This window comes from Litchfieldella xinjiangensis (assembly GCF_000759345.1).
Lineage (GTDB): Bacteria > Pseudomonadota > Gammaproteobacteria > Pseudomonadales > Halomonadaceae > Litchfieldella_A > Litchfieldella_A xinjiangensis.
Genome location: NZ_JPZL01000002.1, coordinates 943,299 through 970,160, shown reverse-complemented (window position 1 = coordinate 970,160; position 26,862 = coordinate 943,299). Strand labels below are relative to the sequence as shown.

Here is a 26,862-nt window from a genome sequence, read left to right as displayed (position 1 = left end):
TGCCGGGGCGTTGATGCCTGACGGCACGGAGGATCCATTGTACGAACAGACCAAGGCATTCGTTGTGGGCTCAGGTCACGCATCGGTGTCCGCCGTCCAGCGGCAATTCAAGATCGGCTACAACCGAGCAGCTCGTTTCATCGAGGCCTTGGAAGCCGAGGGGATCATCGCGCCCATAAACAACAGCGGTTCGCGCAAAGTGCTGGCAGCCTAGCAAACCGTCTCACGGGGCCCTGCGGGGCCCTTTCATTATTCAGTAGGAGTCTCATATGGCTCGCGGCGTCAATAAGGTCATCATTATCGGCAACCTGGGGCAGGATCCCGACGTGCGCTTCATGCCGTCCGGCAACCCAGTTGCCAACTTACGCATCGCCACCACCGACACTTGGAAGGATAAGCAGTCGGGGCAGAAACAGGAGCGCACCGAGTGGCATAGCGTGATCCTGTTCAACAAGCTGGCCGAAATCGCCCAGCAGTACGTGAATAAAGGTTCGCGTCTTTACATCGAAGGACGGCTGCAAACCCGTAAGTGGCAGGGCCAGGATGGCCAGGACCGCTACAGCACCGAGATCATCGCCAATGATATGCAGATGCTCGACAGCCGCAACGGTGGCCAGGGACAGGGCGCACCGCAGGGCGGCTATGGGCAGCAGACCGGCGGCTACCCCAACCAGGGCCAGCAAGGCGGTGTCCAGCAGCCACCCCAGGGGCAGGCCAATCAGAACTACGGGGCCCCGAACCCGGGAAGCTTCGACGACTTCGATGACGAAATCCCTTTTGATTGACGCCTGACCGGGGCGTTCCTAAGTACCGGTATCCCTTTCTCATCCCGCTGTCACCCAGCGCAGCCAGCCCTGATGGGGCGCAGCGGAGGGTTCACGTAGCACGAATAATCAGCCGGCAGCCACCGATTCAGCCGACTCTCACGCCCTGCGGGGTGCACCGCGAACGCGGGAGGCTGGAGGCGGTGGCCGTACGCCGCACGTCACGCGGCAACGAATTCAACCAGCCCTGTCAGTGCCGGGGCTTTCTCGTTTCTGGAGGTTGGTATGCAAACCAAATTCTTATCGGATGGCCGCAAGGTGGCGGTCGTCGGTCAGCTCAACAATCAAGAATCCATCGTTCAGGAAGTGTTTGTCACTGAAGCTGGCGACGAGATCCCCGCCGGAGAGCGCTTTACCACCAAGTCGCTGCATGACTCGCCAGTTAAATCCTACAAGGCGAAAGAAGAAGAACGGATTGAAAAGCGTATTCAGGAACAGAAAGCGGAAATCGAGCGCCTAGAAAAGCAAAAGCGCTCAGCGCACATCGAGGCAAAGGCGCACGCCGACATTGGCAAATTCGTACGCAAGGTTGCCGCAGGAATGGAACCCGAGGACTTCAGCATCCTGGTGGCGTTTCTGGCTGGCGATATCAAATGGTTGGTTTGCGATGGTTATGGCTTTGAAGAGCCGGTGCGCTTCGAAGATAAATTAACGGACACCGACGGGTGGCACGGTCGCGTTGAGTATGACGGACTCAAGTTGCTAAGCCTTTATGGCAAAACGGATGGCTCCCTATCGTATCGGCTCAACCGTTATGGCGACGGGTCAGGCTCCAATTGCCAGGTATATGGATTCGCCACTTTCGAAGAAGCGGCTCGAAAAAGCATCGATCTTACCTTGCAGCGTCTCGACAAGAGCATGAACAGTCATGGCATGGCCGCCGACGTGCTTTGCTCAAGCGTTGCCGAGTACCTGACCAGCGATGAGCGAACAGTGTTGCGAGGCAAGATAGAAGTCGCCATAGAGCGAGCCCATGAAAGCTACGAAAAGCAGGCTGCTGACTTGGCAGAGCGCTCCAATAAGTCGATCTCCGATCTCCAGAAGCTACTGGAGCCAGCCGCATGAACCTCATGACCTCCATCGGCGCCATGCTGGCCACGACAGCCCGATCATGGTCGATGCCGCCCTGTTGGTTGGCTGACGATCCACCCAAGCCCAATGGCGGGCGTCGGCGGACCGCGGCGCAGGACAGGCGGAAGGCTGCCAAGGCGCGCGCCCAGCGACGGGCGCGACGACTCAACCACTACCGATAGGCCACCCACGCGGTGGCCTTTTTCGTATCAGGAGAACAACACGTGACCAGCCTCAACCTCTTTGGCCATGAATTGGTGGTCGATAACTTCGCCGGTGGTGGCGGTGCATCCGAAGGAATCGAGCAGGCCTTGGGCCGCCCGGTGGATCTCGCTATCAATCACGATGCGACCGCCATCGCGGTGCATACCGCCAATCACCCCGGCAGCGCTCACTCGGTTGCCGACGTGTGGGACGTCGATCCCGCCAAGGCCGTCAATGGTCCGGTGGGGCTGGCATGGTTCTCCCCTGATTGTCGCCACCACTCCAAGGCCAAGGGTGGCCGGCCTGTCAGTAAGAGCGTGCGCGGCCTGGCATGGGTAGCGGCGCGCTGGGCGGCCAAAGTGAAGCCCAGGGTCATCGCGCTGGAGAACGTCGAAGAGTTCCTCGACTGGGGCCCGCTCATCAAAAACGACAAGGGCCAGGTCGTACCCGACCCGGCGCGCAAGGGCCAAACCTTTCGTGGCTTCGTGCGGATGCTCAAGCGCCATGGCTACGACGTGGAATGGAAGATATTACGGGCCTGTGACTACGGTGCCCCGACCATCCGCCGTCGATTGTTCCTGGTTGCCCGTTGCGATGGGCGTCCTATCGTCTGGCCCAAGCCAACGCATGGCGACCCCGCATCCCCTGCCGTTCGCCGGGGCAAGCTACAGCCGTGGCGTACAGCTGCGGAGTGTATCGACTGGTCGATCCCCTGCCCCTCGATCTTCGACCGAGCCAGGCCGCTGGCAGAGAACACGCTCAAGCGGATCGCCAAAGGCGTGATGCGGTACGTGGTCGAGAATGCCGACCCGTTCATCGTCCCGATCGCCAACTACGGCAACGGCTCTACCCTGGTCAACGCCATTGACGAGCCGCTGCGCACGGTCACGGCCTGGCCGAAAGGCGGAAGCTTCGCCCTGGTCTCCCCGCACATCACCAAGTTCCGGACGGGGGCTATCGGCCATGGCTGTGATGAGCCGATGCACACCATCACGGCGAACAGCAACGCGACCGACTCAACAGCCAACCCGGGAGGCTGTGCCCCCTTAGGCCTAGTGTCGGCAACGATCTCACGGCAGTTCGGGGCGAGCATTGGGCATGGCGCAAACGAGCCCTTGGGTACGATCACGGCAGGCGGAGGTGGCAAAAGCGCCCTGGTCTCGGCATTCCTGGCCAAGCATTTCACAGGCGTCGTCGGTGCGGACATCCGTCATCCGCTGCCCACCATCACCGCCACCGACCACAACGCACCGGTTGCAGTGAGCCTGCTCAACCTCAAGGGCGCCGAGCGTGGCGGCAGCGATATCAATCGCCCGATGCCGACCATCTGCGCTGGCGGCACCCATGCCGCCGCCGTGGCTGCGTTCCTCGCGCCCTACTACGGCAGCGGATCCGGCGAGACAGGCCGCGACCTGCGGGCGCCAAGCCCAACAGCCACCACCAAGGATCGGTTGCAGCTGGTCACCGTCACGATCGGCGGCGAGGACTATGTCATCACCGACATTGGCATGCGGATGCTTCAGCCACACGAACTGGCCGCTGCTCAAGGCTTCCCTGACGGTTACCAATTCGCCGAAGCCGGCGGTAAGCCAGTGCCGAAGTACGCCCAGGTGAGGCTGATCGGCAACAGCGTCTGCCCGCCCCTGGCCAAGGCAATCGTCGAGGCCAACTTCACGCACGAGCACAAGTTCATGGCCACGCCAGCTGTGGCTGCATAGATCACCTACCGCCCGCTGAGGCGGCATTTCTTTGGAGTCTCGCATGGAGTACCAGCTTCTTGTCGGCGACTGCCTTGAAACTATGCGCGAACTGCCTGGCCAGTCCGTGCATACCTGTGTCACCAGTCCGCCCTATTTCGGCCTGCGTGATTACGGACATGAGGGGCAGATCGGGCTCGAGCCTTCCCCTGACGAATTCGTCGCCGCTCTGGTCGAGGTGTTCCGCGAGGTGCGTCGCGTGCTGCGCGATGATGGGACGGTATGGCTCAACTTGGGTGACAGCTATGCGACAGGAGGAAGAGGTGGCGGCGGTTCGTATATGCGAGAGCGCGGCGATAACGCATGGTCAGGCAAAGGATGTGCAACAGGGTGGCGCTCTCCCCCGAGTGGTCTGAAGCACAAAGACCTGATCGGCATACCCTGGCGGGTTGCTTTCGCTCTGCAGGCGGACGGCTGGTATCTGCGCCAGGACATTATCTGGCACAAGCCAAACCCGATGCCAGAAAGCGTGCGTGACCGCTGCACCAAGGCGCATGAATACATCTTCCTGTTGAGTAAATCTCCCCAGTATTACTACGACCATGAATCGGTAAAGGAGCCGGCGGCAGAGTCGAGCATTGCCCGCTGGGCACAGAACATCGAAGAACAATCAGGCTCATCCAGGCAGCCAGGGAAAACCAACGGTCCAATACGTGCCGTGGGTGGGCTCACGAAAAGGAGGGCTCGAGATAGTTTCAGGCGTACCGAGAGTAAGCGGAATGAGGCCATACCGGGGCAGAGGAAAGGCACGCACCGGGAAGATCGTGGCGAAGGCGACTGGGACACTGCGATGCGCAACCGTCGAACCGTCTGGAATGTATCGACGCGCTCATATAAGGGGGCTCATTTTGCCACTTTTCCACCCGACCTAATCCGGCCCTGCATTCTGGCGGGCTGCCCCGAAGGCGGCACCGTGCTCGATCCTTTTGGCGGAAGCGGCACCACGGCAGGCGTTGCCCTGGCACTTGATCGTAACGCCATCCTTTGCGAACTGAGCCCTCAGTACGCCGAGCTGGTCCCTGACCGTATTCAGCAAATATTCGACCACTATGACTTCGACCCCGATGCCAAGGAACAGATGAGCCTGTTCGAGGCCTGTTGAAATTGGTGCCGCCCTCCGGCGGCAGACTTTGGAGGCCGCATGAAACGCGCCCGCAAGCTGACCCGTGCCCAGCACAACACCATGACCGCCCGCAGCCAGCGCCAGGTGAATCTCGTCTTCTTCTACCGCCGGGGTAGCTGGGATAGCGAGATCGACCGGCACGGCTTTCTTGCCCCGGTGGATAGCGCCAAGCACATGGCCATCCTGCGCATGGCCAACCTGGCACCCCAGCACTGGGAGGTGCTTTGCATCGTTTACTGCCGCGCCCAGGACGGCAGCGAATACCGCGAGTTCGCCTCCGGTCGCACCAACCAGCGCATTGCAGCGTGGCGTCACCGACGCGACGACAGCGGCAAGCTCATGCTTGATGAAGAAGGCGGGCCGCTGATGGAGGATCAGTTGCTATCCATCATCCGCGAGACCCTCGAGGCGGCTGAGAGCGGATGCAACCCCAACCACATCATCGACCGGGCCGTGATCATGCGGCCCTGGTCAGCCAACTGGCCCAGCATGCTGCCGGTACTGAGACGGCTTCGAACCGAACTGGACCTGACCAATGACGACCTTGAGCAATGGGAAGCCGCATGACTGACTTCGAATGCCGCACTTGCGGCGATAAGTGGCCGGGTACGTTCAATCTGGATCACTGCTGCACGGTGTGTGGCGGTATGATCACGGCGACGGAATCTTGGCGGGAAGTGATCGAGGGCGAGGAGGTGGTGAATGACGACGCATGAATTGAAAACTGACCCCGAAGTGTTTCGCGCCCTGATGGATGGAGCCAAAACTTACGCGATCCGCCGAGACGACCGAGGTTTTGCAGTTGGCGACTTACTGGTTCTACGTGAAACGGTGAGCACTGGCGCCGAGATGGCCGAAGGCGCCGCACTTGAATACACGGGGCGGGCGGCTTCTCGAACCGTTACGCACGTCTTGAGAGGGCCAGCCTATGGCTTGATTGAGGGTTGGGCAATTCTATCAGTCAACGACCCGAAGAAAGACGCACTGGCGGCGTATGCGGAAGAATTTTGCAGCGCAGCCTATGAAGCGTCTGACGTCCTTGATGACAGCGATGCAGACCAGTGCTCAGCTCGTCACCGGTTAGACCACTTCCGCTACAACAGACCGAGCGCAGCCCTGGAGTCACTCGCCCGCCTGATCGCAGATAAGAAAATCGAAGGAGCCCTCGCCATTCGGCACCTCACGCACGGTGACGACTGGGAGGATGAAGACCTTCGCGCAGTGATCGACGACTACGTTGCAGGTCTACGCCGCCAAGCCGAGGAGCTCGAATCATGAGCGGCCTGGTTGAAGCCGCCGGCACCGCCATGCTCAGTACCGCCAAGGCGAACAATCGCGAAACGATCCTGACCTTCCTCAATGACGGTACCGCCATGCTGTGTATCGGCCCTGACGAGAAGGACGTGGTCGATGTGGTGATGCAGACACTGGTAGCCGTGCTGGAACGACGACAGGGATAGGCAGTCGATATCCCTATGCCGATGACGCCGCCCTCAAGGCGGCTTGTTTTTGATGGAGGAATCATGCCGGCAGTAGATGTAGCCGACGTTCAACGAACAGGGACCGAAATACGCGTACGCTTCGCGAGTGAAGAGCAGGCGGTACGAATAGAGTCCGCGCTGGCCGTGGCGTTTCCCCAGCTGGAGATGCCTGCGGTCGATCCTATACCCGCGATTGGCATCGATCATCGAATCAAGAGCGAATGGGACGATGGCTTCGTGCTCGAGATCGAAGCCACCAACAATAGCGCTATTGCTACACGCCTATCCCTGCCCTTGCAGATAGTCGCCACTATCGAAGATGTCTGGGGCGGCTCGTTCAAGCAAGCGGCTGGCTCAGCACTCATCACGTCAGACAAGCCCATCGAACCCGGTGAGACCTGGGATTTCGGGATGAAGGCCAAGGGCTCGGATCATTCGTTCAGTCTGTCGCCAGCGGTCACTACGATCGAGGCCGAAGAAACCGAGACAGTCGGCGGGTCAGATGGCGTTTCAGCACCTGAGCCTGAGCCTGAGCCTAAAGCCAGCATGCCGGCACCCACGCCAGACGCTACGTCTTATGCCCCGGCACTCGATCCCGGCCAGGATGCCAAGCGCAACATTCTCGACCTACTGGGTGGCGTCTATGACGGTGGCTGGGAATGGGAAAACATCGAGGTGATGCAGGACAGCGAAGGCCCTTACCTGCGCACCCATATGGGCGAAGGGCTCTATGTCGGCGACAAGGGCAAGCAGCGCGGGGCGGGATTCGATACCCGTACGCTGCATGCCGAGCATGCCATTTTGGAGTACGACCTGCGCCTCAAGCCAGGCTTCGATCCGGTGAAGGGCGGCAAGTTGCCGGGGCTGATGGCGGGGGATTCTCCAAGCGGACACAAGGAAGCTGACAACGGAATCACCGCTCGCATCATGTGGCGGCGGGATGCTCAGGGCGAGCTGTATCTCTACTACCCCGAGATGGAGAAAAGTTACGGGGATTCAATTGGGCGCGGGAGCTTCACATTCGATACCAGCGGCGCCTGGCACACGATCCGGCAGGAAGTGAAGCTCAACGATGTCGGGCAGAGCAATGGCTTCATCCGCGTCTGGTACGACGACAGGCTGGCTATTGAAAGGACTGGCCTGCGACTTCGCACGAAAGATAGCGTGCTGATCGAAGGCATGATGCACACCATCTTCTTTGGCGGTGGCGATCGGAGCTGGGCTGCGAGCCGGGATGAATACGTCGATACGAGAAATTTCAGAATCTCTACGCCATGAGGCGTTCATCAAGTTAACGAGCCGTCCACAGAGGCGGCTTTTTTTATGTCTGGCCTACCCGTGTTAATTTTCAGACGCCTACAGTTGGTGCGGAAAAATTAACACGCTGGTTTACCTATGCCTGGAGGAAACCATGCATAACTCCCAGCGCCTACTGCCCCTCCCCAAGGTGGAGGATAAGGTGGGCTTCAAGCATACGAAGATCTACGAACTGATTCGCGCCGGCGAATTTCCATCCGGCAAGCTGATCCAGGGTAAGCGACTCTGGCTCGAGCGCGACATCGACAACTGGATCGAACGTCAGTGGGCCTCGGCCTCCTGATCCGATTGGCCCCCTTCCCCACGCAAGCTGTCTACGTAGTCGCCCCACCACTGCAGCATCTCCCGCCGCTCCTGCATGTACTTCGCGTGGTTATACGAGCCTCGCGTACGATTCGCCGGTACGTGCGCCAGTTGCCTCTCGATGGCATCCTCTCGCCAGCCGTGTTCGTTCATTAGCGTGGACGCGGTGGCACGGAAGCCATGGGAGGCAAACTCCCCTCCCCCGAATCCCATCCGATCCAGCGCCGAATTGATCGTGGTGTGATGAATCGGCTGATAGGGATGCTTCATGCCCGGCACCAGGATGCCGGCCCCGCCCGAATATGTTTTCAATTCCTCAAGCACCCTGATTGCCTGGCTCGAGAGCGGTACCGCATGGTCGCGCCGCTTCTTCATATCCTGCCGGGGTATCCGCCAGACCTTCGCCTCGAAATCGACATCTTCCCAACGTCCCCGCCTCAGTTCGATACCGCGCACCATGGTCAACAGCAATATCTCAATGGCCAGTTGGGTGATCCGGTACCCGCCATGTAATTCGATTTGTCCCAGCAGGAATCGTAGTTGCTTCTCGGTGAGCGCAACGGCGTGCTTCACCTCCCCGCGCACGACCGCCCCTCTGACGTGGGCAGCAGGATCGTCCTTCGCGCGCTGCGTCACGATCGCATAGCGGAAAATGCCGCTGATCCATGTGCGCACGTTAATTGCTACGGTCGGTGCGCCGCGGTCCTTGATTCGTTTCAGCAGTTCCAGAATCTCGGGTGCCGTGACATCACGCAGGGCCAACTTGCCCAGGGCAGGCAGAATGTCGTTGTCGAGCCCCTTACGCACCTGGCTGGTGTAGTAGGCCGTCCATGCGGGCGAGCGCTCGGCAAACCACTCCTCGGCCACGATGCCGAAGGTGTTGTCCTGCTGCAGGCGTTCCTCGCGCTTGAGCCTCGCCTCCTCATCCTTGGGGTGCTGGCCCTGGGCGATCAGCTTGCGCGCCCATTCGCGACGTTCACGTGCCTGAGCCAGACTTGTGGAAGGGTATTCGCCCACCGTCCACATGGTCGCCTTGCTATGCAGGCGATAGCGCAGCCGCCAATACTTGGCGCCGTTGGGACGCACCTCAAGGCACAAGCCGTGAGCGTCAGCAATGCGGTAGAGCTTCTCGCGCGGCTTGGCCGTGCGGGCTTTGGTATCTGATAGCGCCATGATCGATGTGAGTACAAGGGAAGATACTCACAATCGTACTCACAAATGCACCGGATTGGTAAGTAAGAAAGCGGAAAGCTACGGAGGGTGTTCGAAGGGTTCAGGTAACGAGCGCAACGGCTCGATTCAGACAGCGGAAGACAGCGGCATGCGTTCTCTGTTATCGATCATCAGCACGGACATGGCTTGGTCTTCCTGTAAAACGACGTATCTTTTGGCCTTGATTCGCCTTGTGGACTCTCGCCAGCCGTGAGGGGCACCAGATACAAAAATGCCGCCCTGACGGCGGCACTCGTTTCCAAGACATGGGTAGGCCGCCCCTTTTTAGGAGCGCCACCAGAGGCTTGGCTGTAGGTCTTTACGTGTACGCATGTCGGGTATGGTGCTGGCGAAGGCGGACGCTGTCAACTGGCCTTGCCCCGCAATTGGCGACAAAGGGCTTGAATGTAACAGCATGTATACTACACTGTCCTCTAGGAATGTGCCGGAGCAGCACACCTGGTTAAAAGACACACGTTGTAGCGTCAGCGGCAAATGGAAATGGATGCCCGCTCATCGAAATGGAGAGCAGTGATGGATACACAACGTCATAGCGCAGTCTCGGCCCCCTCGTTCCTTAACGCCATGAAGGCGACCTGGGCATGCCGTACCGTGGTCACCAGCCGTCGCGAGGAAGACGACGGGCCCATGAGCACGGAGCAGGCCGCCAATGCGCGCCGTGAAGCCGAGTATGTGGCACGGCGCAACGGAATCAAGGCCCCTCTGTTGCAACTGTGGAAGGTCGAGGCCTGACCCAGGGTACGGCACATAAGCCCTTCGCCTTCTCAGCATCATCACGCCTGCAAGCCGCCTCGAGAAAAGCCGGCTTGCAGGCGTGAGTGCCAGGTTATTCCAGGTTATCCAGTCCACGCTCGGCCATGGCCACCGCACGAAACAGGGCACGCCCCTTGTTGAGGGTTTCCTGCCATTCCATCTCGGGCACGGAATCGGCCACGATACCTCCCCCTGCCTGGATATGAAGCTCGCCATTCTTGATGACTGCCGTGCGTATGGCGATCGCCGTATCCATGTTGCCATGCCAGGAAAGGTAGCCCACGGCCCCCGAATAGATTCCCCGCTTCACCGGTTCGAGCTCGTCGATGATCTCCATGGCCCGCACCTTAGGGGCGCCTGACAACGTGCCCGCCGGGAAGGTGGCTCGCAGGACATCCATCGCTGACAAGCCAGGCTTGAGCCTCCCGGTCACGTTGGAAACGATATGCATCACATGGGAATAACGCTCGACCGCCATCTGGTCAGTCACCTTGACCGTTCCGGTCTCGCTGATGCGACCCACGTCGTTACGTCCCAGGTCGATCAACATCAGATGTTCGGCAATCTCCTTCGGGTCGTTGAGCAAATCGGCTTCGAGATCCTGGTCTTCCTGCTCGTTTCGACCGCGTACCCGGGTCCCGGCAATCGGGCGCACCGTGACCTCTCCGTCCTCCAGGCGAGTGAGGATCTCGGGTGAAGATCCCACCACGTGATGATCGTCGAGATTGAAGAAGAACATGTAAGGCGAAGGGTTCAGGCTGCGCAGTGCCCGATAGAGATCCAGGGGAGGCGCCTGGTAGGGAATCGACATACGCTGCGAGGGTACGCACTGCATGACATCCCCGGCCAGCACATACTCCTTGATCGTCTCGACGGCTCCCTTGTAGCCTGCCTCGGTAAATCCCGAGGAGAAATGCTCCTCCTCGACTGCACGGCGACCGGTGCCGGGGCTTCCGGTATTGAAGGGGGCACTGCGCAGTTGGCGCTCAAGACTCTCGAGCTTGGCCCGTGCACGTTCCAACGCCTCGGGCCGGCTTGGATCGGCATGGGTCCAGAGGGTGAGGCGACCCGAGAGGTTATCGAATACCACCAGGTCGTCACATACCATCAGCAGGATATCGGGAACCCCGAGCGGGTCGGGCTTGGCTTCGACCTCGGCGCTTCGCAAACGCGGTTCGATGTAGCGGATGGTGTCATAACCGAAATAGCCCACCAACCCGCCATCGAAGCGTGGCTGATCATCCAGACGCGGCACCTTGAAGCGGGTCTGAAACGCCTCGACCCAGGCCAGAGGATCCTTGACCTGGGATTCCTCCCGCACCTCGCCATCGATCAAGTGACGCACCTGAAAGCCCCGCACCTCGACACGTTCGCGGCTTGGCAGACCGATGATCGAGTAGCGCCCCCATTTCTCCCCGCCCTGCACGGATTCGAGCAGAAAAGTCCAGGGTGCATCGGCAAGCTTGAGATAGGTGGAAAGCGGCGTGTCGAGGTCCGCCAGTACTTCGCGGGTCACCGGGATACGGTTGTATCCGGCCTGCGCCAGTTCATTGAAGCGTTCGGGAGTGATCATGGACCGGTGTTCCTTACTCTAGATAAGTTCTCGAAGCGATTCGACCATGGCATCCGGCCCACTGTCGGATACCGGTTCGCCGTGATTGTAGCCGTACGGAACGGCCAGGGTACGGAAGCCAGCGCGCCGACCTGCCTCGATATCGTGGCGTGAATCGCCCACCATCAGGCAAGCCTCGGGAGACACTTCGAAGTGTCGGGCGGCGTAGAGCAGGGGCGCCGGATCGGGCTTTTTCTGCGGCAGCGAATCCCCACCCAGACACAGCCCGAAATGGTCGGACAGGGCGAAGTTCGAGAGTATCGGTTCGATCAGCGCATGAGGCTTGTTGGTGATGACGACCAACTCATAGCCACGCTCACGCAGCGCATCCAACGTCTCCCTGACACCGGCATAGAGGCACGTACGTGCGGTGGGCGATTGACCGTACTCCTCAAGAAAACGCGCGTGGGACGATTCGAGCAAAGACGCTTGCGGCGTTTTGCCCAACGCACGTGTCAGGGCACGCTCCACGAGCATGAGCGAGCCATTGCCGACCCAATCCCTGACGCGGTTCTCGCCCTGAGGGGGCAAGTTGCACTCGCTCAGGACAGTGTCGACCGCCACTGTCAGGTCGGGCACGGAATCCACCAGAGTACCGTCCAGATCGAAGCCTACCAGACGAATCCCTTTCAACACGGGATGCATGCATGCCCTCTTGAATTGAGTTGATTCAGCGACCAGCCATGCCTAGCCGAATGCTTGTAATATTACGAAAAAAATGCCAGCCAAGCGCGTCGAAGCATAGGCATCGCGTTACAACAGGAATATGCTAGATACAGCTGTCGCATCCCAGGCCGAGCCCTCGGCGCCGAGACGCTCTTCCTGACCAGGCGACTCATTTTGCAATCTTGACCTTCAGGAGCCTCGCATGAGCCTACCACGAATCGTGGTGGTCGGCGGTGGCGCGGGCGGACTCGAGCTGGTGACACGGCTCGGACGCAGACTCGGCAAGCGCAAGCGTGCCGACATCGTGCTCGTCGATCGTAACCCCACCCACATCTGGAAACCCCTGCTACACGAAGTGGCCACGGGGGTGCTGGACTCAGGCCTCGACGAGGTCTCCTACCAGGGACATTCAAAAGCTCACGGCTACCAATTCCAACGCGGTACGCTGAGCGACCTGGACCGCGACACCCGCCAGATCACATTGGCCCCCATCGTCGATGACGATGAAACAGTGATTCTTCCAGCCCGCACGCTCGACTACGATTATCTCGTGCTATCGCTGGGTAGCGTCTCGAACGATTTCGGCACACCCGGCGTCGCCGACCACTGCCACTTCCTGGACAGCCCACAGCAAGCCGAGTCGTTCCGTCACGACATGCTCAATACCTTCCTGCGCTACAGCGCCCCCGAGCGCCGCGTTCATCCCAATCTGGCGGTAGGCATCGTCGGTGCCGGCGCCACCGGCGTGGAGCTGGCCGCCGAACTGTTCGATGCCTCGAAAATGCTGCACAGCTACGGCTTCACTTCCCTCAACAGCGGCCAGCTCGAAGTGCACTTGATCGAGGCAGCACCACAAATCCTGCCGGCCCTCCCCATCCGCATCAGCAAGGCTGTACACCGGGAGTTGGAAAAGCTCGGCGTCAATATCCATGTCGATACGCGTGTCACTCGTGCCGATGAACACGGCTTCGTCACGGCAGATGGCGAGCGCATCGAGACCGACCTGAGCGTATGGGCTGCCGGAATCCGTGCCCCTGCCTTCCTGTCTGAACTGGGGCTAGCGACAGAGCGCAACCATCAGATCAAGGTCAAGCGCACCCTGCAAAGCCAGGACGACGAACGCGTGTTCGCGTTCGGGGATTGCGCCGCCTGCCCCCAGGAAGACGGCAAACTGGTACCGCCACGCGCCCAGGCAGCGCATCAGCAGGCCTCGTGTGTGTACCGCAATCTGGTTGCCCTGCTCGACAATGCCCCACTCAGGGAGTTCACGTTCCGTGACCGCGGCTCGTTGATCTCTCTCGCTCACTTCGAAGCCGTGGGCAGCCTGATGCGGGGCGCCTCGGCACGCAGCCTGTTCATCGAGGGCCGTATCGCGAAGCTATTCTATGCCTCGCTTTACCGGATGCATCAATTCGCCATTCACGGTGCAGTCAAGACCGGCATGACCGTCGTTGTCGATGGGATCAATCGCTACCTGCGACCCAAGATGAAACTGCATTAATCAGAGCGAGCCCCCTGCTCGGCTAGCCAGGCGCGCTTCTGGCTGGCCGACAGGCTTTTCAGAAGGGCCTCGAGCCGTAATGCCTCACTTCGGCTGCCTACCGAGTGGTGATGCACGAGCCTCAACGGCCCTTTGCCACGTAGCGCTCTAGCGCCTCGCTTGCCGGCGGCATGCTCGGAGAAGCGACGCGCTACATCCGTGGTGATGCCGGTATAGAGGGCGCCTGCCGCCGTCTCGATCATGTAGAGATGCCACTGCGGCCCCTTGGCTTTCGCTTCCCCGGTTCGCTCATCTTGGCCCGACGTTGACTCGCCAGTCATCCACGACCCAGGGCGTCGCGCATGGCCTTGAGAACGCTGTCATAGCGATTGGCATCGGTTTCGCGGGCCGCGCTGAATATTGCCGAGCCGGCCACAAAGGTGTCGGCGCCCGCTCGGGCAATCTCGGCAATATTCTCCACCTTGACGCCTCCATCGATCTCCAGACGAATATCGAGACCGCTGGATTCGATACGCGCCCGGGCCTCGCGCAGCTTGTCCAGGGTGCCCGGTATGAAGGATTGGCCGCCAAACCCCGGATTGACGCTCATCAGCAGGATCATGTCGATCTTGTCCATCACGTAGTCCAGATAGGAAAGTGGCGTCGCGGGGTTGAAGACCAGCCCCGCCTTGGCACCGCCATCTCGAATCAACTGAAGAGAACGATCGATGTGTTCCGAGGCTTCAGGATGAAACGTGATATAGCTTGCACCGGCCTCGAGGAAGTCGCCGATCAGCCGGTCGACCGGCTTGACCATCAGGTGCACGTCGATCGGTGCGGTGACACCATATTGACGAAGCGCCTTGCAGACCATCGGACCGATAGTCAGGTTGGGGACGTAATGGTTATCCATGACATCGAAATGCACGATGTCAGCGCCGGAGGCGAGAACGTTATCCACTTCCTCGCCCAGGCGGGCAAAATCGGCGGAGAGAATCGAGGGCGCAATCTTGAAATCGGTGTGCGTGCTGGGCATGAGCGAAGCCATTCGGATGACGAAGGGATAAAGAACGGTATTCTAGCAGGAAGCCGCACCTGACTCGCCAATGGGTCGTGTGCCCCAGTGTTCCAGTCGAGAATCGCCATGGCTATCTTCATCCTCGCCCTGTCCGAGCTGTTCGGTACCGCACTCTGGTTTACGCCCAACGCGGTACTCAACGACCTCCAGGCCTTGTGGTCGTTGAGCATCAGCGATCTAGGATGGTTGACCGGCGCCGTGCAGGGCGGCTTCCTGCTTGGAACACTATTGATAGGACTCAGCGGACTCGCCGATCGTTTCGATGCGAGTCGCCTGTTCGCGGCCTGCTGTCTACTCGGCGCGTTGACCAATGCCCTGCTCCCCTGGGCTGGCGGCCTGTGGCAAGCCGTCATCCTGCGCATGATTACCGGCGCATGTCTGGCCGGCATCTACCCGGTAGGCATGAAGCTGATGGTCGGCTGGGCCCCTGCCCGCGCCGGGCTTGGCCTGGCCCTGCTGGTGGGCATGCTTGTGCTGGGCACGGCCTTACCTCACGGCCTGCGTGCGCTGAGCGACTGGCACGCGCTCAACCTCTCGTGGCGGGATGGCATCCTGGGGGCCTCCGGCCTGGCGATACTGGCGGGAGGCATGGTATGGCGACTGGGCGAAGCCCCGGGAATGCGCACGCCCAGCCATGGCCCTCTCGCTCCGAGCGCTCGCTTGGCTGGCATCAAGGCGTTCCGCATCCCCGGCTTTCGTCGCGCCGCCGGGGCCTACTTCGGCCACATGTGGGAACTCTACACGCTATGGGCCCTGATTCCGCTGATCGTGCTCGCCAGTCAGCCCAGCCTATCCACACCTGCACTTGCCATGTGGGCCTTCATCCTTATTGCCATCGGGGGCCCAGCCTGCTGGCTGGGCGGCGCCTTGAGCTTACGTTTCGGCAGTCGTCGCGTCGCGCAATGCGGGCTGGCCGGCTCGGCCTGCTGCTGTGCCGTGTTTCCCTTCATCGGGCCGTTGCCCCTGACCTCGCTATCCCTCTTTCTCGCGCTATGGAGCGCGCTCGCCGTCATCGATTCGCCGCAGTTCTCGGCACTTTCGGCCCAGGCCTGCCCAAGGGAGATCGTGGGTAGTGCCCTGACCCTGCAGAATGCCATCGGTTTCGCCATTTCGATGCTGTCACTGCTGCTGCTCATTCCCATGTGGAACCTGTTCGGTGCCTGGCTGGCCTGGCTACTTCTTCCCGGCCCGCTGGTAGGCTTATGGAGTCTACGTGCGCGTATCCCTTCCGCCGCTCCCTAGCGCGAGCCCTCGAGGATAGTGATGAAGACATGCGCCATATTTCAAAAAAGAATAAAGAACGGGATTGTCATTACTCAAAAGCTACTCTAGCCTTGCTCCCATACTCATTCGAGGGAGCTACAAGCATGCTACGCAACGCTGCTTCACGCCGACTGATCGGCACAGCCGTTATCGCCGCGCTAGGCGCGGGTGTCGTTACGCCCGTCGTTGCTGCTGAACGCGAGATACTCAACTCGTCCTATGACATCGCTCGGGAATTGTTTGCAGCCATCAATCCCGAATTCATCGAGTGGTGGCAGCAAGAACATGGGGAAGAAGTCGCCATCAAACAGTCCCATGGTGGATCGTCTGCACAGGCCCGCGCCATCATTCAGGGGCTGCGTGCCGATGTGGTCACCTATAACCAGGTGACCGATGTACAGGCACTGGCCGATGAAGGGCTCGTGGCCGAGGACTGGCAAAATCAGTTCGAGAACAATGCCTCGCCGTACTACTCCACCACCGCCTTCCTGGTCCGTAAAGGGAACCCCAAGGGCATCGAGAGCTGGGATGATCTGGCACGCGAGGACATCGAGCTGGTATTCCCCAACCCCAAGACGTCGGGTAATGGCCGCTATACCTATCTGGCCGCTTGGAGCTTCGCTGACAACGCCTTCGATGGCGATGAAGAGAAAATCAAGAACTTCATGCGTACCTTCCTGCGCAATGTCGTGGTCTTCGACACAGGCGGCAGGGGCGCTACGACCAGTTTCATCGAGCGTGGCATGGGCGATGTGCTGATCAGTTTCGAGTCCGAGGTCAACAACATTCGTGGCGAGTACGGCAGCGAGGACTACGAGGTCGTCGTGCCGCCGGTCAGCATCCTTGCCGAGTTCCCGGTGGCCGTGGTCGAGCCCAATGCCGAACGTAACGGTAATGCAGATCTGGCACGTGGCTATCTCGATTACCTGTACACGGAAGAGGCCCAACGCCTGCTGGCAGGTTTCAATTATCGCGTCCACGACGAAACCGTGGTCGAGGAGTTCTCGGACGAGTTCCCCGAGACCGAATTGCTGCGTGTCGAGGACTATTTCGGTAGCTGGAACGAAGCCATGGAGACCCACTTCGGCGGCGGTGGCATGCTGGACCAGCTACAACGCCGATGATCACGCTTGCGCAAATGACCGGCAGCACCCCCAAGCGGGTGCTGCCAGGTTTCGGTCTTTCATTGGGCATCAGCCTGACCTTCGTGTCGCTGGTGCTGCTGTTGCCCATGACCAGCCTGGTAGGCCAGCTATCGGGCCTTAGCCTTGCCGAATACTGGGCAATCATTACCGAAGGACGCGTGGTCGCCAGCTACGTGGTCACGGTAGGCGCAGCCGCTGTGGCGGCATTGGTGAATGCGGCCTTCGGCTTACTGATGGCCTGGGTGCTGGTGCGCTATGAGTTCCCAGGCAAGCGGCTGCTGGATGCGCTGATGGACCTGCCCTTTGCCCTGCCGACCGCAGTCGCAGGCATCACCCTGGCTACGCTCTATTCGAGCAATGGCTGGATGGGTCAACTGCTGGCCCCGACCGGCCTTCAGGTGGCGTATACCTGGGTAGGCATCGCCCTGGCCATGGCATTTACCAGTATCCCCTTCGTGGTACGTACTGTTCAGCCGATTCTGGAAGATATGCCTGTGCAGGTCGACGAGGCCGCCCTCACCTTGGGCGCCAGCGACGGCACGGCGTTCAGGCGGGTAATCCTGCCCCACCTGTGGCCAGCGCTGGTGACAGGTACGGGGCTGGCGTTCGTGCGCTCACTGGGCGAGTTCGGCGCCATCATTTTCATCGCCGGAAACACGCCCTACGAAACCGAGATCACCTCGCTGATGATCTTCGTCAAGCTTCAGGAATACGATTATGTCGGCGCCTCGGCCATCGCTTCGGTAGTACTGGCGACCTCTCTCGTCCTGCTGCTTGCCATCAATCTGTGGCAAGGGCGTTTCATCAAGCGGCTGCATGGAGGCAAGGGCTAATGCATCGTATCGGCGACGCACCCAAGGTTCGCCGCGCCCTGGTGTCGGCAGCGGTCATTCTGTCAGCGTTGTTTCTGTTGCTCCCGCTGGTTGCCATTTTCGCCCAGGCCTTCTCGGCGGGAGCCGACGTGTTCTGGCGCAACATCACACAGCCAGACACCCTTTCGGCGATCGGCCTGACACTTTTCATCACCGTATTGACGATACCGGTCAACCTGGTATTCGGTGTCGCCCTCGCCTGGCTGGTAACGCGCTTTCGATTTCCCGGCCGGCGCCTGTTGCAGACCCTCATCGATATTCCATTCGCCGTATCGCCGGTCGTGGCCGGCCTGGTCTACCTGTTGCTCTATGGACGCAATGGCTGGATCGGTGGCTGGCTGGATACGCATGACATCCAGCTCATGTTCGCCTGGCCCGGCATTCTGATGGTGACGATCTTCGTGACCTGCCCGTTCGTGGCACGGGAATTGATTCCACTGATGCAGGCCCAGGGTTCTCGCGACGAAGAAGCCGCCGTCACTCTGGGTGCATCGGGATGGACTCTGTTTCGTCGGGTCACGCTACCCAACATCCGCTGGGCGCTACTGTATGGCGTTATCCTGACCAACGCCCGGGCCGTCGGTGAATTCGGGGCAGTCTCGGTGGTGTCTGGTGCAATACGGGGCCAGACCAACACCCTGCCGCTGCACGTCGAGCTGCTGTATCAGGACTACAATACCGTCGGGGCCTTCGCCAGCGCCAGCTTGCTGGCCTTGATCGCCCTGCTCACGCTGGCCACCAAGGCCGGCCTGGAATGGCGCGCTGCGCGCCGGGAGGCTTGAGCATGAGCATCCGTCTGAAGAATATCGCCAAGACGTACGGCAAGGCCGGGCGTGGAGTGTCACGGGCACTGGAGCCGCTGGACCTGGATATCCATGAAGGGGAGCTGATCGGGCTGCTGGGCCCGTCGGGCTCGGGAAAGACGACCCTGCTGCGGATCATTGCCGGCCTGGAAGCGGCCGACACCATGTCCGATCGCCCCAGCAGTATCCATTTCGGCGACCGAGACGTAACTCACCTCCACGTCAGGGATCGGCGAATCGGTTTCGTCTTCCAGCATTATGCTCTGTTCATGCACATGAGCGTGTTCGACAACGTGGCCTTCGGCCTGACTGCGCTACCTCGCAAGCAGCGCCCCTCGAGTGGAGAAATCCGCGCGCGGGTGCAGCGGCTTCTGGAAATGGTACAGCTCGAATCCCTGGCCAACCGCTATCCGGCCCAACTGTCCGGAGGCCAGCAACAGCGGGTGTCGCTGGCTCGCGCATTGGCCCTGCGTCCCGACGTGCTGCTGCTCGATGAACCCTTCGGTGCACTGGATGCCAAGGTCCGCCAAGAGCTGCGGCGCTGGTTGCGCCACCTCCATGACGAGCTCAACTTTACCAGCGTATTCGTTACGCACGATCAGGAAGAGGCGCTGGAGCTCTCCGACCGGGTCGTGGTCATGAGCAACGGCCGCATCGAACAGATCGACTCACCGGAGGTGCTCTATCGCTCGCCGGCCAATCGGTTCGTATTCGAGTTTCTGGGGGACGTCAACCGGCTGGAGGGTCATGTCCATGACGGGACGCTAACGTGCGGCGATGCCCGCCTGGACGTGGATCTGGATGAGGGTTCGCACGAGTTGTTACTGCGCCCGCATGAGATCAAGCTCGATGAACACCCCACCGAGTTGGCCCATCTACCGGTCACGATCACGGCAATTGCCCCGGTCGGCGCCGAGGTACGCGTCGAGCTCGAGGCGGACTGGTTGGCCGAGCCATGGTTGGCCACGATTCGACATGCCGATTTCGAACGGTTGCGAATAAAGCGAGGACAACGTCTCTACGCCATTCCACGCCAATGGCACCAGTTCCCGGCCGCTAACCAGCGTTCGATTGCCAGCGAGACGATGTCCTGAGTACCGGGAGGCATCGCCTGGCGCGCCTGCAGCGAATATACTCGCGATGACCTTGATGCTCAGGAGCTTGGAATGAAAACACGTAGTCTCAAAGGACGGTTTGCATTTGTCCTTTTTCTACTCGTCTCGCTACTGACTGGCTGCACCAGCCCGCACTATCTGCAGCCGAACCCCAAGATCACGGCAGACATTCCACAAGCCGGAAGCGGCCAGCAGGTGACCGTGAATGTGGTGGACGACCGGGAAACGGAAGTGCTGGGTACACGCAGTGGTGCCGCCATGTCAGCCGCCACGATCACGGTGTATGCTCACGACCTGGTACCGCAACTGCAGGCTCAAGCCGAACAGGCCGTGCGCCAGATGGGCTTTGAACCCACGACGCAAACTGGCCCAAACCGGCCGAGTTTGACACTGACGCTGGTACGCCTGGGATATGAGCGAGGCGAAGGGCAACCGGTGCTTGGCAATGCGCGGCTCGAGGCCGTGTTCCGCAACGTGGCGCAAAACGCCGGTCATACCTACACGGGGACGTACACCTCGCGCCGCGACCAGAGCTACGCGGTCCGTCCCAACCGGGAGGACAATACCCAAATGGTCAACGAGCTTCTCAGCGACGGCTTGAATCGCGCCTTCCGCGATCCTGAGCTCGGACGCTTACTGGCACGCTGATGCCACGCAGGGCGCTGCGGTAGGTTCCGCAGCGTCCTGACTCCCGTATTACGCGTTATCCGTACCCACCTTCTCGACGCCTCTCGGTCCGCGCCGCACCAGCGACCAGACACTTTCCTGCCAGCCATTCTCCTCAAGCTCGCCATCTTCGAGATGAGTGAGTTCGAAGTTAGGGCCAAGCAAACGAATCACTTCTCGGGCATCGACGCTGTAGGGCGGCCCGCGATCATCTCCGGGCGCTCTGACCAGGCTGATCAATAGACCCCGCGCGCCAGGGGGTATCAGCTGCGCCAGGTGAAACGCATACCGTTGCCGGGTTGCCTCCGGCAGGGCAATCAGTGCAGCACGGTCGTAGAAGGCGCCGATTTCGGCCGCCTGCTCGATGTGAAAATGGAAGAAGTCACCTCCCCACAATTCGATACTCCCCTGACGCCAGACCTCGAAGTCGCCCTGGCGAAAGCGCAGGACTTCCCCTCCCCCCTCGGCCGTGAACTGCTCGATGGCTTCGAGAGAGAGCTCGAGGCCCAGCACGGGATGCCCCCGCTCAGCCAACCAACGCATATCCAGGCTCTTGCCACACAACGGCACCAGTACCTTGGTCCCGGCCGGCACGCCAAGCTCAGGCCAATGATGGCTTAGTGCGGGGTGCGGCGTATCACGATGGAAGCCAATCCGCCCTTCTCGCCAGCGCGCCAGCCATTCATTGGTAAGCGGTGAATCATCGGTCATGCGTTATCCTCAGAACCAGCGATCACGTTTCTTACGGCGTCTGGGCAAATGCGGCACCAGGAGGCCGACGACAAGACCTGCGCCCGCCACGCCCCCGCCATACATGAAATAGCGCATCAGCAAGTCTTCTTCCTGCGTGTCCAGCCTCGCCTGCAAGCCACGAATGGTCTGCTGGGCCTCGTTCGCCTGTCGATCGAGTTGGTTGTTGCGCGCCTCGAGTTCCTGGATGCGCTCATCGCGCGCTTCCAGTGTCTCGGTCATCGAAGCGACCCGCCCCTGCCATTCGCTATTGATACCTTCGAGTTCTTCGCTGAGCGTCATGACTCGTTCCTGCACTTCAGGCAGCCGCTGGATTGCGCTGGGTTCGGACTGAAGCTCGCTCGAAAGGATCCATACGCTCTCGCCGTCGCTATCCCTGACCTGGGTATAGTCACCACTGGTATCGAGCACGGTGACCGGCTCACCTGCGGTCAGGGTCCCCACGATACGATAGCCGTCGGTCGGTCCGCTGCGTACGAACGTCGTCAATTCATCTGACACCCAGCGCTGGCCGTCACTGCCCGCCTGTGCGTCATCGCCTGAGTCTTGGGCAGCCACGGGCATGACCCAGAAGGCAGCGGCAAGGCCCGCCACCAGAAGAACATTGTGTTTACGCATGTTTATGCCATCTTGATAACTGTCGAAAGGCTCCAGGAAGCGCTGACATCCCCCGCGTGCGACGCTCCACATCCTGTGGCCACGATCGCGATGAGACTGACCTCATCCACACTTTCTGTGGATAAGTCTTGGGAAAACCGACTTTGAGCGCCAGGTAGAGTGCCGGTCTGCCTGGCAACGCCTTAAATCGGTTATTTTTTAATCACTCTTCAGGTCGAGGTGGCCAACCCGCCGGGCGGGGGAACTCCGCCACTTTGCCCTCGGCCTTGATGGCCTTGGGCGTTCCCTCACGTTCTACCTCGTCGATGCGAACGATGGCGTTCAAGGGAATGTAACTACGGCTCACTCCATCGAATGTGCGCCGTAGCTTTTCCGAGGACGGATCGACCACCAGTTTAGAGGCATCTTCGAAGACGAAGGCCTCGACCTCGATGAATCCCCACAGATCACTCTGAAAGATCTCCCGGGCATAGAGTTCCCAGATTTCTCCCTGATTGTGAAAAACCACTCGATAAATGGGCTTGGCCGCCATAGTGCCCCTGTCGTTGACGTCGGTAGTGCCGTTAATGGCTGCGACCCGCGAGACACTGTCGCAGTCGTCGAAGCGGCAAGAATAGCATAGACCCAGGGCGCTCAGGCATGACACTGGCCCCGGTGGCGCGGGTTACGTATAATCGCGCCCAGATCCAATCGCGGCCGCCGGGCCGAGGCTTTCAACGTTCCCCAACAGGTGACAGGTCGAGCGCTTACAACGTCTCGACGGTATTCTTATGGCGAAGAAACTCTTCATCAAGACTCATGGCTGCCAGATGAACGAGTATGACTCTGCCCGCATGGCGGACCTGCTCGGCGAATCCCATCAGCTCGAATTGACCCACGACGAGCGCGAAGCCGACGTCATCCTTCTCAACACCTGCTCGATACGCGAAAAGGCACAGGAGAAGGTGTTTCATCAGCTCGGTCGCTGGAAGAAACTCAAGGACACCAACCCTGACCTGGTGATCGGGGTGGGTGGATGCGTGGCCAGCCAGGAGGGCGAAGCCCTGCGCAAGCGCGCACCCTATGTCGACATGGTCTTCGGCCCGCAAACGCTGCATCGCGTTCCGGCCATGCTCGATGCGCGGCGTAGCAGTGAGCAGATATCGGTCGTCGACGTCACCTTTCCGGAAATCGAGAAATTCGACCACCTGCCCAAGCCCACTTCCGACGGTGCCACGGCCTTCGTCTCGATCATGGAGGGCTGTTCCAAGTATTGCACCTTCTGCGTGGTGCCCTATACCCGCGGGGAAGAGGTCTCCCGCCCCTTCGAAGCGGTCATGGATGAAATCATCCATCTGGCGGACCAGGGGGTGCGCGAGATCAACCTGCTGGGGCAGAACGTCAATGCCTATCGCGGCGAGAACCAGCTAGGCGACGAGATCGACCTGGCCGAGCTGATTGCCTGCGTGGCTGCCGTGGAGGGTATCGATCGCGTGCGTTTCACCACCTCGCACCCCGTGGAGTTCTCGGACAGCCTGATCGAGGCCTATGGCGAAATACCCGAACTCGTCAGCCATCTTCATCTCCCCGTTCAGTCTGGCTCCGACCGCATCCTTGCGGCGATGAAGCGCGGCCATACGGTCGAGGAATATGTCGACAAGATGGAGCGCATCCGCGCCCTGCGGCCCGACATCAGCTTCTCGTCAGACTTCATCATCGGTTTTCCGGGCGAGACCGAAGAGGAATTCGAGGCCACCATGGATCTTATCCATCGCATCGGCTTCGACCACTCATTCAGTTTCGTCTACTCGGCGCGCCCCGGAACGCCGGCCGCCTCTCTGGATGACGATACGCCCGAGTCCGTGAAGAAGCAGCGCCTGGCCATACTCCAGGATCGCATCATTCAGCAGACTGCGCAGATCAGCCGGCGCATGGTGGGCAACACCGAACGCATCCTGGTCACCGGCTTCTCGCCCAGGGATCCCGGTCAGCTCTCAGGTCGTACCGAGAACAACCGAGTCGTCAATTTCAGTGCGGCCAACCCGGTGGAATTGATCGGTTATTTCGTCGACGTCGAGATCACCGAGGCGCTGCCCAATTCGCTACGCGGTGAGCTGGCCTCCCCCGAGCGCTACTGAGATCCTTCCCAAGGTGAGTCGCATTGTTCTGCGCATATCGTCTACCTTGAACTGACAGGCATTGCCCCGGGTCCGCCTGGGGCAGTAAGCTCCATTCATCCTTCGGCAACCCACGGACCCTCTGCTCTTGAGCCAGAACAGTTCCCAGGCCAATCGAATCATTACACTGACCCTCGAACCCAACGACCCCATGCGCTTGGCCAACCTTTGCGGCCAACGCGACGAACATTTGAAGCTGATCGAGTCGCGGCTCGGTGTCACCCTGCGCAATCGAGGTAACACCTTCCAGCTTGCCGGCCCCAGCGCCCGCGTGAAAGCGGCGGCCAATGTTATCGAGCATCTCTATCGCGAGGCCGAAGCCGGCGATCTGTCGCCCGATACCGTGCATCTCTTTCTTCAGGAATCCGGCCTCGAAGCCCTTGAGGAAGAAGAAGGTCCAGAGGATGGCGAAGTCCTGCTGCGCACCCCCAAGGCATTGATCAAGCCGCGCGGACTCAACCAGCAGAATTACGTCCAGAGCGTACGTGACCACGACATCAACTTCGGGATAGGCCCGGCCGGTACCGGCAAGACCTACCTGGCCGTCGCAGCCGCTGTGGAAGCGCTGAACCAGCAAGAGGTTCGCCGCATCCTGCTCGTGCGTCCTGCCGTCGAGGCCGGCGAAAAGCTCGGTTTCCTGCCGGGCGATCTGGCCCAGAAGATCGACCCATACCTGCGCCCCTTGTATGACGCATTGTACGAGATGATCGGTTTCGAGCAGGTGGGCAAGCTAATCGAGCGCCAGGTCATCGAGGTGGCGCCACTGGCCTACATGCGCGGACGCACGCTCAATAACTCGTTCATCATCCTCGACGAGAGCCAGAACACCACCCGCGAACAGATGAAGATGTTCCTGACCCGTATTGGCTTCGGCTCGACAGCGGTGATTACCGGGGACATCACCCAGGTAGACCTGCCGCGCGGCCAGAATTCCGGCCTGATTCAGGTCCTCGAAGTGCTCAAGGACACGCCGGGAATCGGTGTGACCCACTTCGCCGCCAAGGATGTCGTTCGACACCCCCTGGTACAGCGCATCATCGAGGCCTACGATCACTTCGAGGCACAGGAAGAAGCGGCTGACCGGGAGCGCAAGCAGCGGCGTGATCAGCTGCGCAGGGAGCAGCAGGACACGCCAAGGCCGCGCGATGGCGACCAGGAGCCCTCCTCATGAGTGAACCTCCTCCGGCGATCATTGATCGCCAGGTCGCGCTGGAGGACCCCAGCGAAGCCAACCTGCTGCCTGACAGCGAGGCGCTACAGCGTTGGATCACCGCCGTCCTGCAACTGCACCCCGAAGAGACGCGACATGAAGTCACGGTCCGCTTCGTCGAGCAAGAAGAAAGTCGTGCGCTCAACAATGACTATCGTGACAAGGACCGCCCCACCAATGTGCTCTCGTTTCCCTTCGAGTGCCCGCCAGGCATCGACCTGCCATTGCTGGGGGATCTGGTGATTTGCCATGCGGTCGTGTCTAGCGAAGCAAAGGAACAGCGCAAGACGCTTGAAGCCCATTATGCTCACATGGTGATCCACGGCACCTTGCATTTGCTGGGGTATGACCATATCGAGGATGATGAAGCCGAGGTCATGGAGCGTGCCGAGACGACGCTACTGTCCCGTTTCGGTATTGCCGACCCTTATCGGGATCCTGCCGAGGCTCAGGAAATCGAGGACGAGAGACACGACGCATGAGCGAAGACCGATCGAGCAGCCACGGCAACAAGTCCTGGCTCGAGAAGTTTTTTAGCGCTTTTTCCACAGAGAGCGACGAGCCCAGTTCACGGGACGAACTGCTGGAATTTCTCCGCGAGGCGGGATCACGCCTGCGTCTCGACCAGGATGCTATTACCATCATCGAGGGCGCCCTGCAGATCAGCGATCAACAGGTGCGCGAAGTGCTCATACCGCGCTCACAAGTCACGGCGATCACGATCGACCAACCCACCGAAGAGTATCTGCCGGTGATCCTCGAGACGGGGCACTCGCGTTATCCGGTGGTCGGCGAAAACCTGGATGAAGTTCTGGGCATCCTGCTGGTCAAGGACCTGTTGCCTTTATTGTGTCAGAAACAGGCTAGCCAGGATTCCTTCGAGCTGCGCAGTGTGCTCCGTCCCGCCATGTTCGTTCCGGAATCCAAGCGGTTGAACAGCTTGCTCAAGGAATTCAGGGATACCCATAACCACATGGCGGTGGTGGTGGACGAGTACGGCGGAACCGCTGGCATCGTCACTATCGAGGATATTCTCGAGCAGATCGTGGGTGATATCGAGGACGAGCATGACATTGATGAGGAAGAGGATATTCGCGATCTCGGCGATGGCAGCTATGCCATTCGCGCTCTGACACCGATCGAGGATTTCAACGAGCGCTTCGATACCGAATTCTCCGATGAAGCCTTCGACACCGTGGGTGGCCTGGTCATGCAGCGTTTCGGCCACTTGCCCCGTCGGGGTGAACATGCCGATCTTGGAATCTGGCGGTTCACCGTGCTGAACGCCGACAACCGCCGTATCCGCCTGCTTCAGGCTGAACCCCGCCAGGACGCCGTCGCCGAAGAATACGACGACTGATC

The 26,862-nt window shown here is 60.3% G+C and carries 32 protein-coding genes; 24 read left to right on the top strand and 8 right to left on the bottom strand.

The annotated features are described in order from the left end of the window. The first annotated feature begins 13 nt into the window (after window positions 1–13). The 12 genes from JH15_RS18340 (at window position 14) to JH15_RS11790 (ending at window position 8,060) form a co-directional block, all read left to right on the top strand. Complete coding sequence (locus JH15_RS18340; RefSeq protein ID WP_269319796.1) at window positions 14–214, top strand: DNA translocase FtsK; 201 nt, start codon at window positions 14–16, stop codon at window positions 212–214. A gap of 55 nt (window positions 215–269) precedes the next feature. Then, entirely contained in the window at window positions 270–785 is a 516-nt protein-coding gene (gene ssb, locus JH15_RS11835; RefSeq protein ID WP_043530417.1) for a single-stranded DNA-binding protein, read from the top strand. A 264-nt stretch (window positions 786–1,049) separates the two neighbouring features. Continuing rightward, a complete protein-coding gene (locus JH15_RS11830; protein WP_043530415.1) occupies window positions 1,050–1,889 on the top strand; it encodes a hypothetical protein in 840 nt (279 codons plus the stop codon). Beyond that, window positions 1,886–2,077, top strand: coding sequence for a hypothetical protein (locus JH15_RS11825; RefSeq protein WP_043530413.1), 192 nt, complete (start codon window positions 1,886–1,888; stop codon window positions 2,075–2,077). The genes JH15_RS11830 and JH15_RS11825 overlap by 4 nt, the downstream gene beginning before the upstream one ends. Window positions 2,078–2,119: 42 nt before the next feature. Then, on the top strand, window positions 2,120–3,817 hold the full coding sequence (locus tag JH15_RS11820) for a DNA cytosine methyltransferase (protein ID WP_043530412.1): 1,698 nt from the start codon (window positions 2,120–2,122) through the stop codon (window positions 3,815–3,817). Window positions 3,818–3,860: 43 nt separating this feature from the next. Continuing rightward, window positions 3,861–4,958, top strand: coding sequence for a DNA-methyltransferase (locus tag JH15_RS11815; protein ID WP_052384067.1), 1,098 nt, complete (start codon window positions 3,861–3,863; stop codon window positions 4,956–4,958). 39 nt (window positions 4,959–4,997) lie between these two features. After that, window positions 4,998–5,546 carry a hypothetical protein gene (locus tag JH15_RS11810; RefSeq protein ID WP_043530410.1) on the top strand — a complete coding sequence of 183 codons (549 nt, stop codon included), beginning with the start codon at window positions 4,998–5,000 and terminating at the stop codon, window positions 5,544–5,546. Then, the gene (locus tag JH15_RS18095; protein WP_156105295.1) at window positions 5,543–5,695 is read left to right on the top strand and encodes a hypothetical protein; all 153 of its coding nucleotides are present in this window, start codon (window positions 5,543–5,545) and stop codon (window positions 5,693–5,695) included. Before JH15_RS11810 ends, JH15_RS18095 begins: the two co-directional genes overlap by 4 nt. Continuing rightward, the gene (locus JH15_RS17810; protein ID WP_081949000.1) at window positions 5,682–6,257 is read left to right on the top strand and encodes a DUF3850 domain-containing protein; all 576 of its coding nucleotides are present in this window, start codon (window positions 5,682–5,684) and stop codon (window positions 6,255–6,257) included. The genes JH15_RS18095 and JH15_RS17810 overlap by 14 nt, the downstream gene beginning before the upstream one ends. Continuing rightward, window positions 6,254–6,439 carry a hypothetical protein gene (locus tag JH15_RS11800; RefSeq protein ID WP_043530408.1) on the top strand — a complete coding sequence of 62 codons (186 nt, stop codon included), beginning with the start codon at window positions 6,254–6,256 and terminating at the stop codon, window positions 6,437–6,439. Before JH15_RS17810 ends, JH15_RS11800 begins: the two co-directional genes overlap by 4 nt. A gap of 63 nt (window positions 6,440–6,502) precedes the next feature. Further along, entirely contained in the window at window positions 6,503–7,738 is a 1,236-nt protein-coding gene (locus tag JH15_RS17550) for a polysaccharide lyase (protein ID WP_052384066.1), read from the top strand. Between the two features lie 133 nt (window positions 7,739–7,871). Beyond that, on the top strand, window positions 7,872–8,060 hold the full coding sequence (locus JH15_RS11790; protein ID WP_043530406.1) for a helix-turn-helix transcriptional regulator: 189 nt from the start codon (window positions 7,872–7,874) through the stop codon (window positions 8,058–8,060). Here JH15_RS11790 and JH15_RS11785 read toward each other — a convergent pair. Further along, window positions 8,039–9,253, bottom strand: coding sequence for a tyrosine-type recombinase/integrase (locus JH15_RS11785; RefSeq protein ID WP_043530403.1), 1,215 nt, complete (start codon window positions 9,251–9,253; stop codon window positions 8,039–8,041). The genes JH15_RS11790 and JH15_RS11785 overlap by 22 nt on opposite strands. 573 nt (window positions 9,254–9,826) lie before the next feature. Here JH15_RS11785 and JH15_RS11780 point away from each other — a divergent pair. Next, entirely contained in the window at window positions 9,827–10,045 is a 219-nt protein-coding gene (locus tag JH15_RS11780) for a hypothetical protein (RefSeq protein WP_043530401.1), read from the top strand. A gap of 94 nt (window positions 10,046–10,139) precedes the next feature. On the opposite strand, the gene trpE is transcribed toward JH15_RS11780, so the two are convergent. Together trpE and JH15_RS11770 are read right to left on the bottom strand one after the other, a co-directional pair. After that, the gene (trpE, locus tag JH15_RS11775) at window positions 10,140–11,639 is read right to left on the bottom strand and encodes an anthranilate synthase component I (RefSeq protein ID WP_197053310.1); all 1,500 of its coding nucleotides are present in this window, start codon (window positions 11,637–11,639) and stop codon (window positions 10,140–10,142) included. Between the two features lie 18 nt (window positions 11,640–11,657). After that, window positions 11,658–12,323 carry a phosphoglycolate phosphatase gene (locus JH15_RS11770; protein WP_043530399.1) on the bottom strand — a complete coding sequence of 222 codons (666 nt, stop codon included), beginning with the start codon at window positions 12,321–12,323 and terminating at the stop codon, window positions 11,658–11,660. 223 nt (window positions 12,324–12,546) lie between these two features. Between JH15_RS11770 and JH15_RS11765 the strand changes: the two genes are divergently transcribed. Beyond that, window positions 12,547–13,845, top strand: coding sequence for an NAD(P)/FAD-dependent oxidoreductase (locus JH15_RS11765; RefSeq protein WP_043530397.1), 1,299 nt, complete (start codon window positions 12,547–12,549; stop codon window positions 13,843–13,845). Here the strand turns inward: JH15_RS11765 and JH15_RS11760 are convergent. Together JH15_RS11760 and rpe are read right to left on the bottom strand one after the other, a co-directional pair. After that, window positions 13,842–14,165: a GIY-YIG nuclease family protein gene (locus JH15_RS11760; protein WP_269319793.1), complete on the bottom strand. Its 324-nt coding sequence runs from the start codon at window positions 14,163–14,165 to the stop codon at window positions 13,842–13,844. The genes JH15_RS11765 and JH15_RS11760 overlap by 4 nt on opposite strands. Further along, the gene (gene rpe, locus JH15_RS11755) at window positions 14,162–14,860 is read right to left on the bottom strand and encodes a ribulose-phosphate 3-epimerase (protein ID WP_043530797.1); all 699 of its coding nucleotides are present in this window, start codon (window positions 14,858–14,860) and stop codon (window positions 14,162–14,164) included. Before rpe ends, JH15_RS11760 begins: the two co-directional genes overlap by 4 nt. Before the next feature lie 108 nt (window positions 14,861–14,968). On the opposite strand from rpe, the gene JH15_RS11750 reads away from it, so the two are divergent. The 6 genes from JH15_RS11750 to JH15_RS11725 all read left to right on the top strand — a co-directional run bounded on the left by JH15_RS11750 (window position 14,969) and on the right by JH15_RS11725 (window position 20,748). Beyond that, the gene (locus JH15_RS11750) at window positions 14,969–16,144 is read left to right on the top strand and encodes an MFS transporter (RefSeq protein ID WP_043530396.1); all 1,176 of its coding nucleotides are present in this window, start codon (window positions 14,969–14,971) and stop codon (window positions 16,142–16,144) included. Between the two features lie 125 nt (window positions 16,145–16,269). After that, the gene (cysP, locus tag JH15_RS11745) at window positions 16,270–17,289 is read left to right on the top strand and encodes a thiosulfate ABC transporter substrate-binding protein CysP (protein WP_043530395.1); all 1,020 of its coding nucleotides are present in this window, start codon (window positions 16,270–16,272) and stop codon (window positions 17,287–17,289) included. Then, complete coding sequence (gene cysT, locus JH15_RS11740; protein WP_043530393.1) at window positions 17,286–18,143, top strand: sulfate ABC transporter permease subunit CysT; 858 nt, start codon at window positions 17,286–17,288, stop codon at window positions 18,141–18,143. Before cysP ends, cysT begins: the two co-directional genes overlap by 4 nt. Continuing rightward, window positions 18,143–18,964 (top strand): sulfate ABC transporter permease subunit CysW, encoded by an 822-nt coding sequence (gene cysW / locus JH15_RS11735; RefSeq protein WP_043530391.1) that lies wholly within the window; start codon window positions 18,143–18,145, stop codon window positions 18,962–18,964. The genes cysT and cysW overlap by 1 nt, the downstream gene beginning before the upstream one ends. A gap of 2 nt (window positions 18,965–18,966) precedes the next feature. Then, window positions 18,967–20,079 carry a sulfate/molybdate ABC transporter ATP-binding protein gene (locus tag JH15_RS11730; RefSeq protein WP_043530389.1) on the top strand — a complete coding sequence of 371 codons (1,113 nt, stop codon included), beginning with the start codon at window positions 18,967–18,969 and terminating at the stop codon, window positions 20,077–20,079. A gap of 72 nt (window positions 20,080–20,151) precedes the next feature. After that, complete coding sequence (locus tag JH15_RS11725) at window positions 20,152–20,748, top strand: YajG family lipoprotein (protein WP_043530387.1); 597 nt, start codon at window positions 20,152–20,154, stop codon at window positions 20,746–20,748. Window positions 20,749–20,796: 48 nt separating this feature from the next. Here the strand turns inward: JH15_RS11725 and JH15_RS11720 are convergent, their stop codons facing one another. The 3 genes from JH15_RS11720 to JH15_RS11710 all read right to left on the bottom strand — a co-directional run bounded on the left by JH15_RS11720 (window position 20,797) and on the right by JH15_RS11710 (window position 22,666). Further along, window positions 20,797–21,477, bottom strand: a complete 681-nt coding sequence (locus tag JH15_RS11720) for a class I SAM-dependent methyltransferase (protein WP_043530385.1) — start codon at window positions 21,475–21,477, stop codon at window positions 20,797–20,799. 9 nt (window positions 21,478–21,486) lie between these two features. Next, window positions 21,487–22,080 (bottom strand): TIGR04211 family SH3 domain-containing protein, encoded by a 594-nt coding sequence (locus JH15_RS11715; protein ID WP_052384099.1) that lies wholly within the window; start codon window positions 22,078–22,080, stop codon window positions 21,487–21,489. A gap of 256 nt (window positions 22,081–22,336) precedes the next feature. Then, window positions 22,337–22,666, bottom strand: a complete 330-nt coding sequence (locus JH15_RS11710) for a DUF1820 family protein (RefSeq protein ID WP_043530383.1) — start codon at window positions 22,664–22,666, stop codon at window positions 22,337–22,339. 238 nt (window positions 22,667–22,904) lie between these two features. Between JH15_RS11710 and miaB the strand changes: the two genes are divergently transcribed. The 4 genes from miaB (at window position 22,905) to JH15_RS11690 (ending at window position 26,860) form a co-directional block, all read left to right on the top strand. Next, window positions 22,905–24,251, top strand: coding sequence for a tRNA (N6-isopentenyl adenosine(37)-C2)-methylthiotransferase MiaB (gene miaB, locus JH15_RS11705; RefSeq protein WP_043530381.1), 1,347 nt, complete (start codon window positions 22,905–22,907; stop codon window positions 24,249–24,251). Window positions 24,252–24,378: 127 nt separating this feature from the next. Further along, window positions 24,379–25,461, top strand: a complete 1,083-nt coding sequence (locus JH15_RS11700) for a PhoH family protein (protein WP_043530380.1) — start codon at window positions 24,379–24,381, stop codon at window positions 25,459–25,461. Continuing rightward, window positions 25,458–25,982 (top strand): rRNA maturation RNase YbeY, encoded by a 525-nt coding sequence (gene ybeY / locus JH15_RS11695; RefSeq protein ID WP_043530377.1) that lies wholly within the window; start codon window positions 25,458–25,460, stop codon window positions 25,980–25,982. The genes JH15_RS11700 and ybeY overlap by 4 nt, the downstream gene beginning before the upstream one ends. Continuing rightward, window positions 25,979–26,860: an HlyC/CorC family transporter gene (locus JH15_RS11690; protein ID WP_043530375.1), complete on the top strand. Its 882-nt coding sequence runs from the start codon at window positions 25,979–25,981 to the stop codon at window positions 26,858–26,860. The genes ybeY and JH15_RS11690 overlap by 4 nt, the downstream gene beginning before the upstream one ends. The last annotated feature ends 2 nt before the right edge of the window (window positions 26,861–26,862 follow it).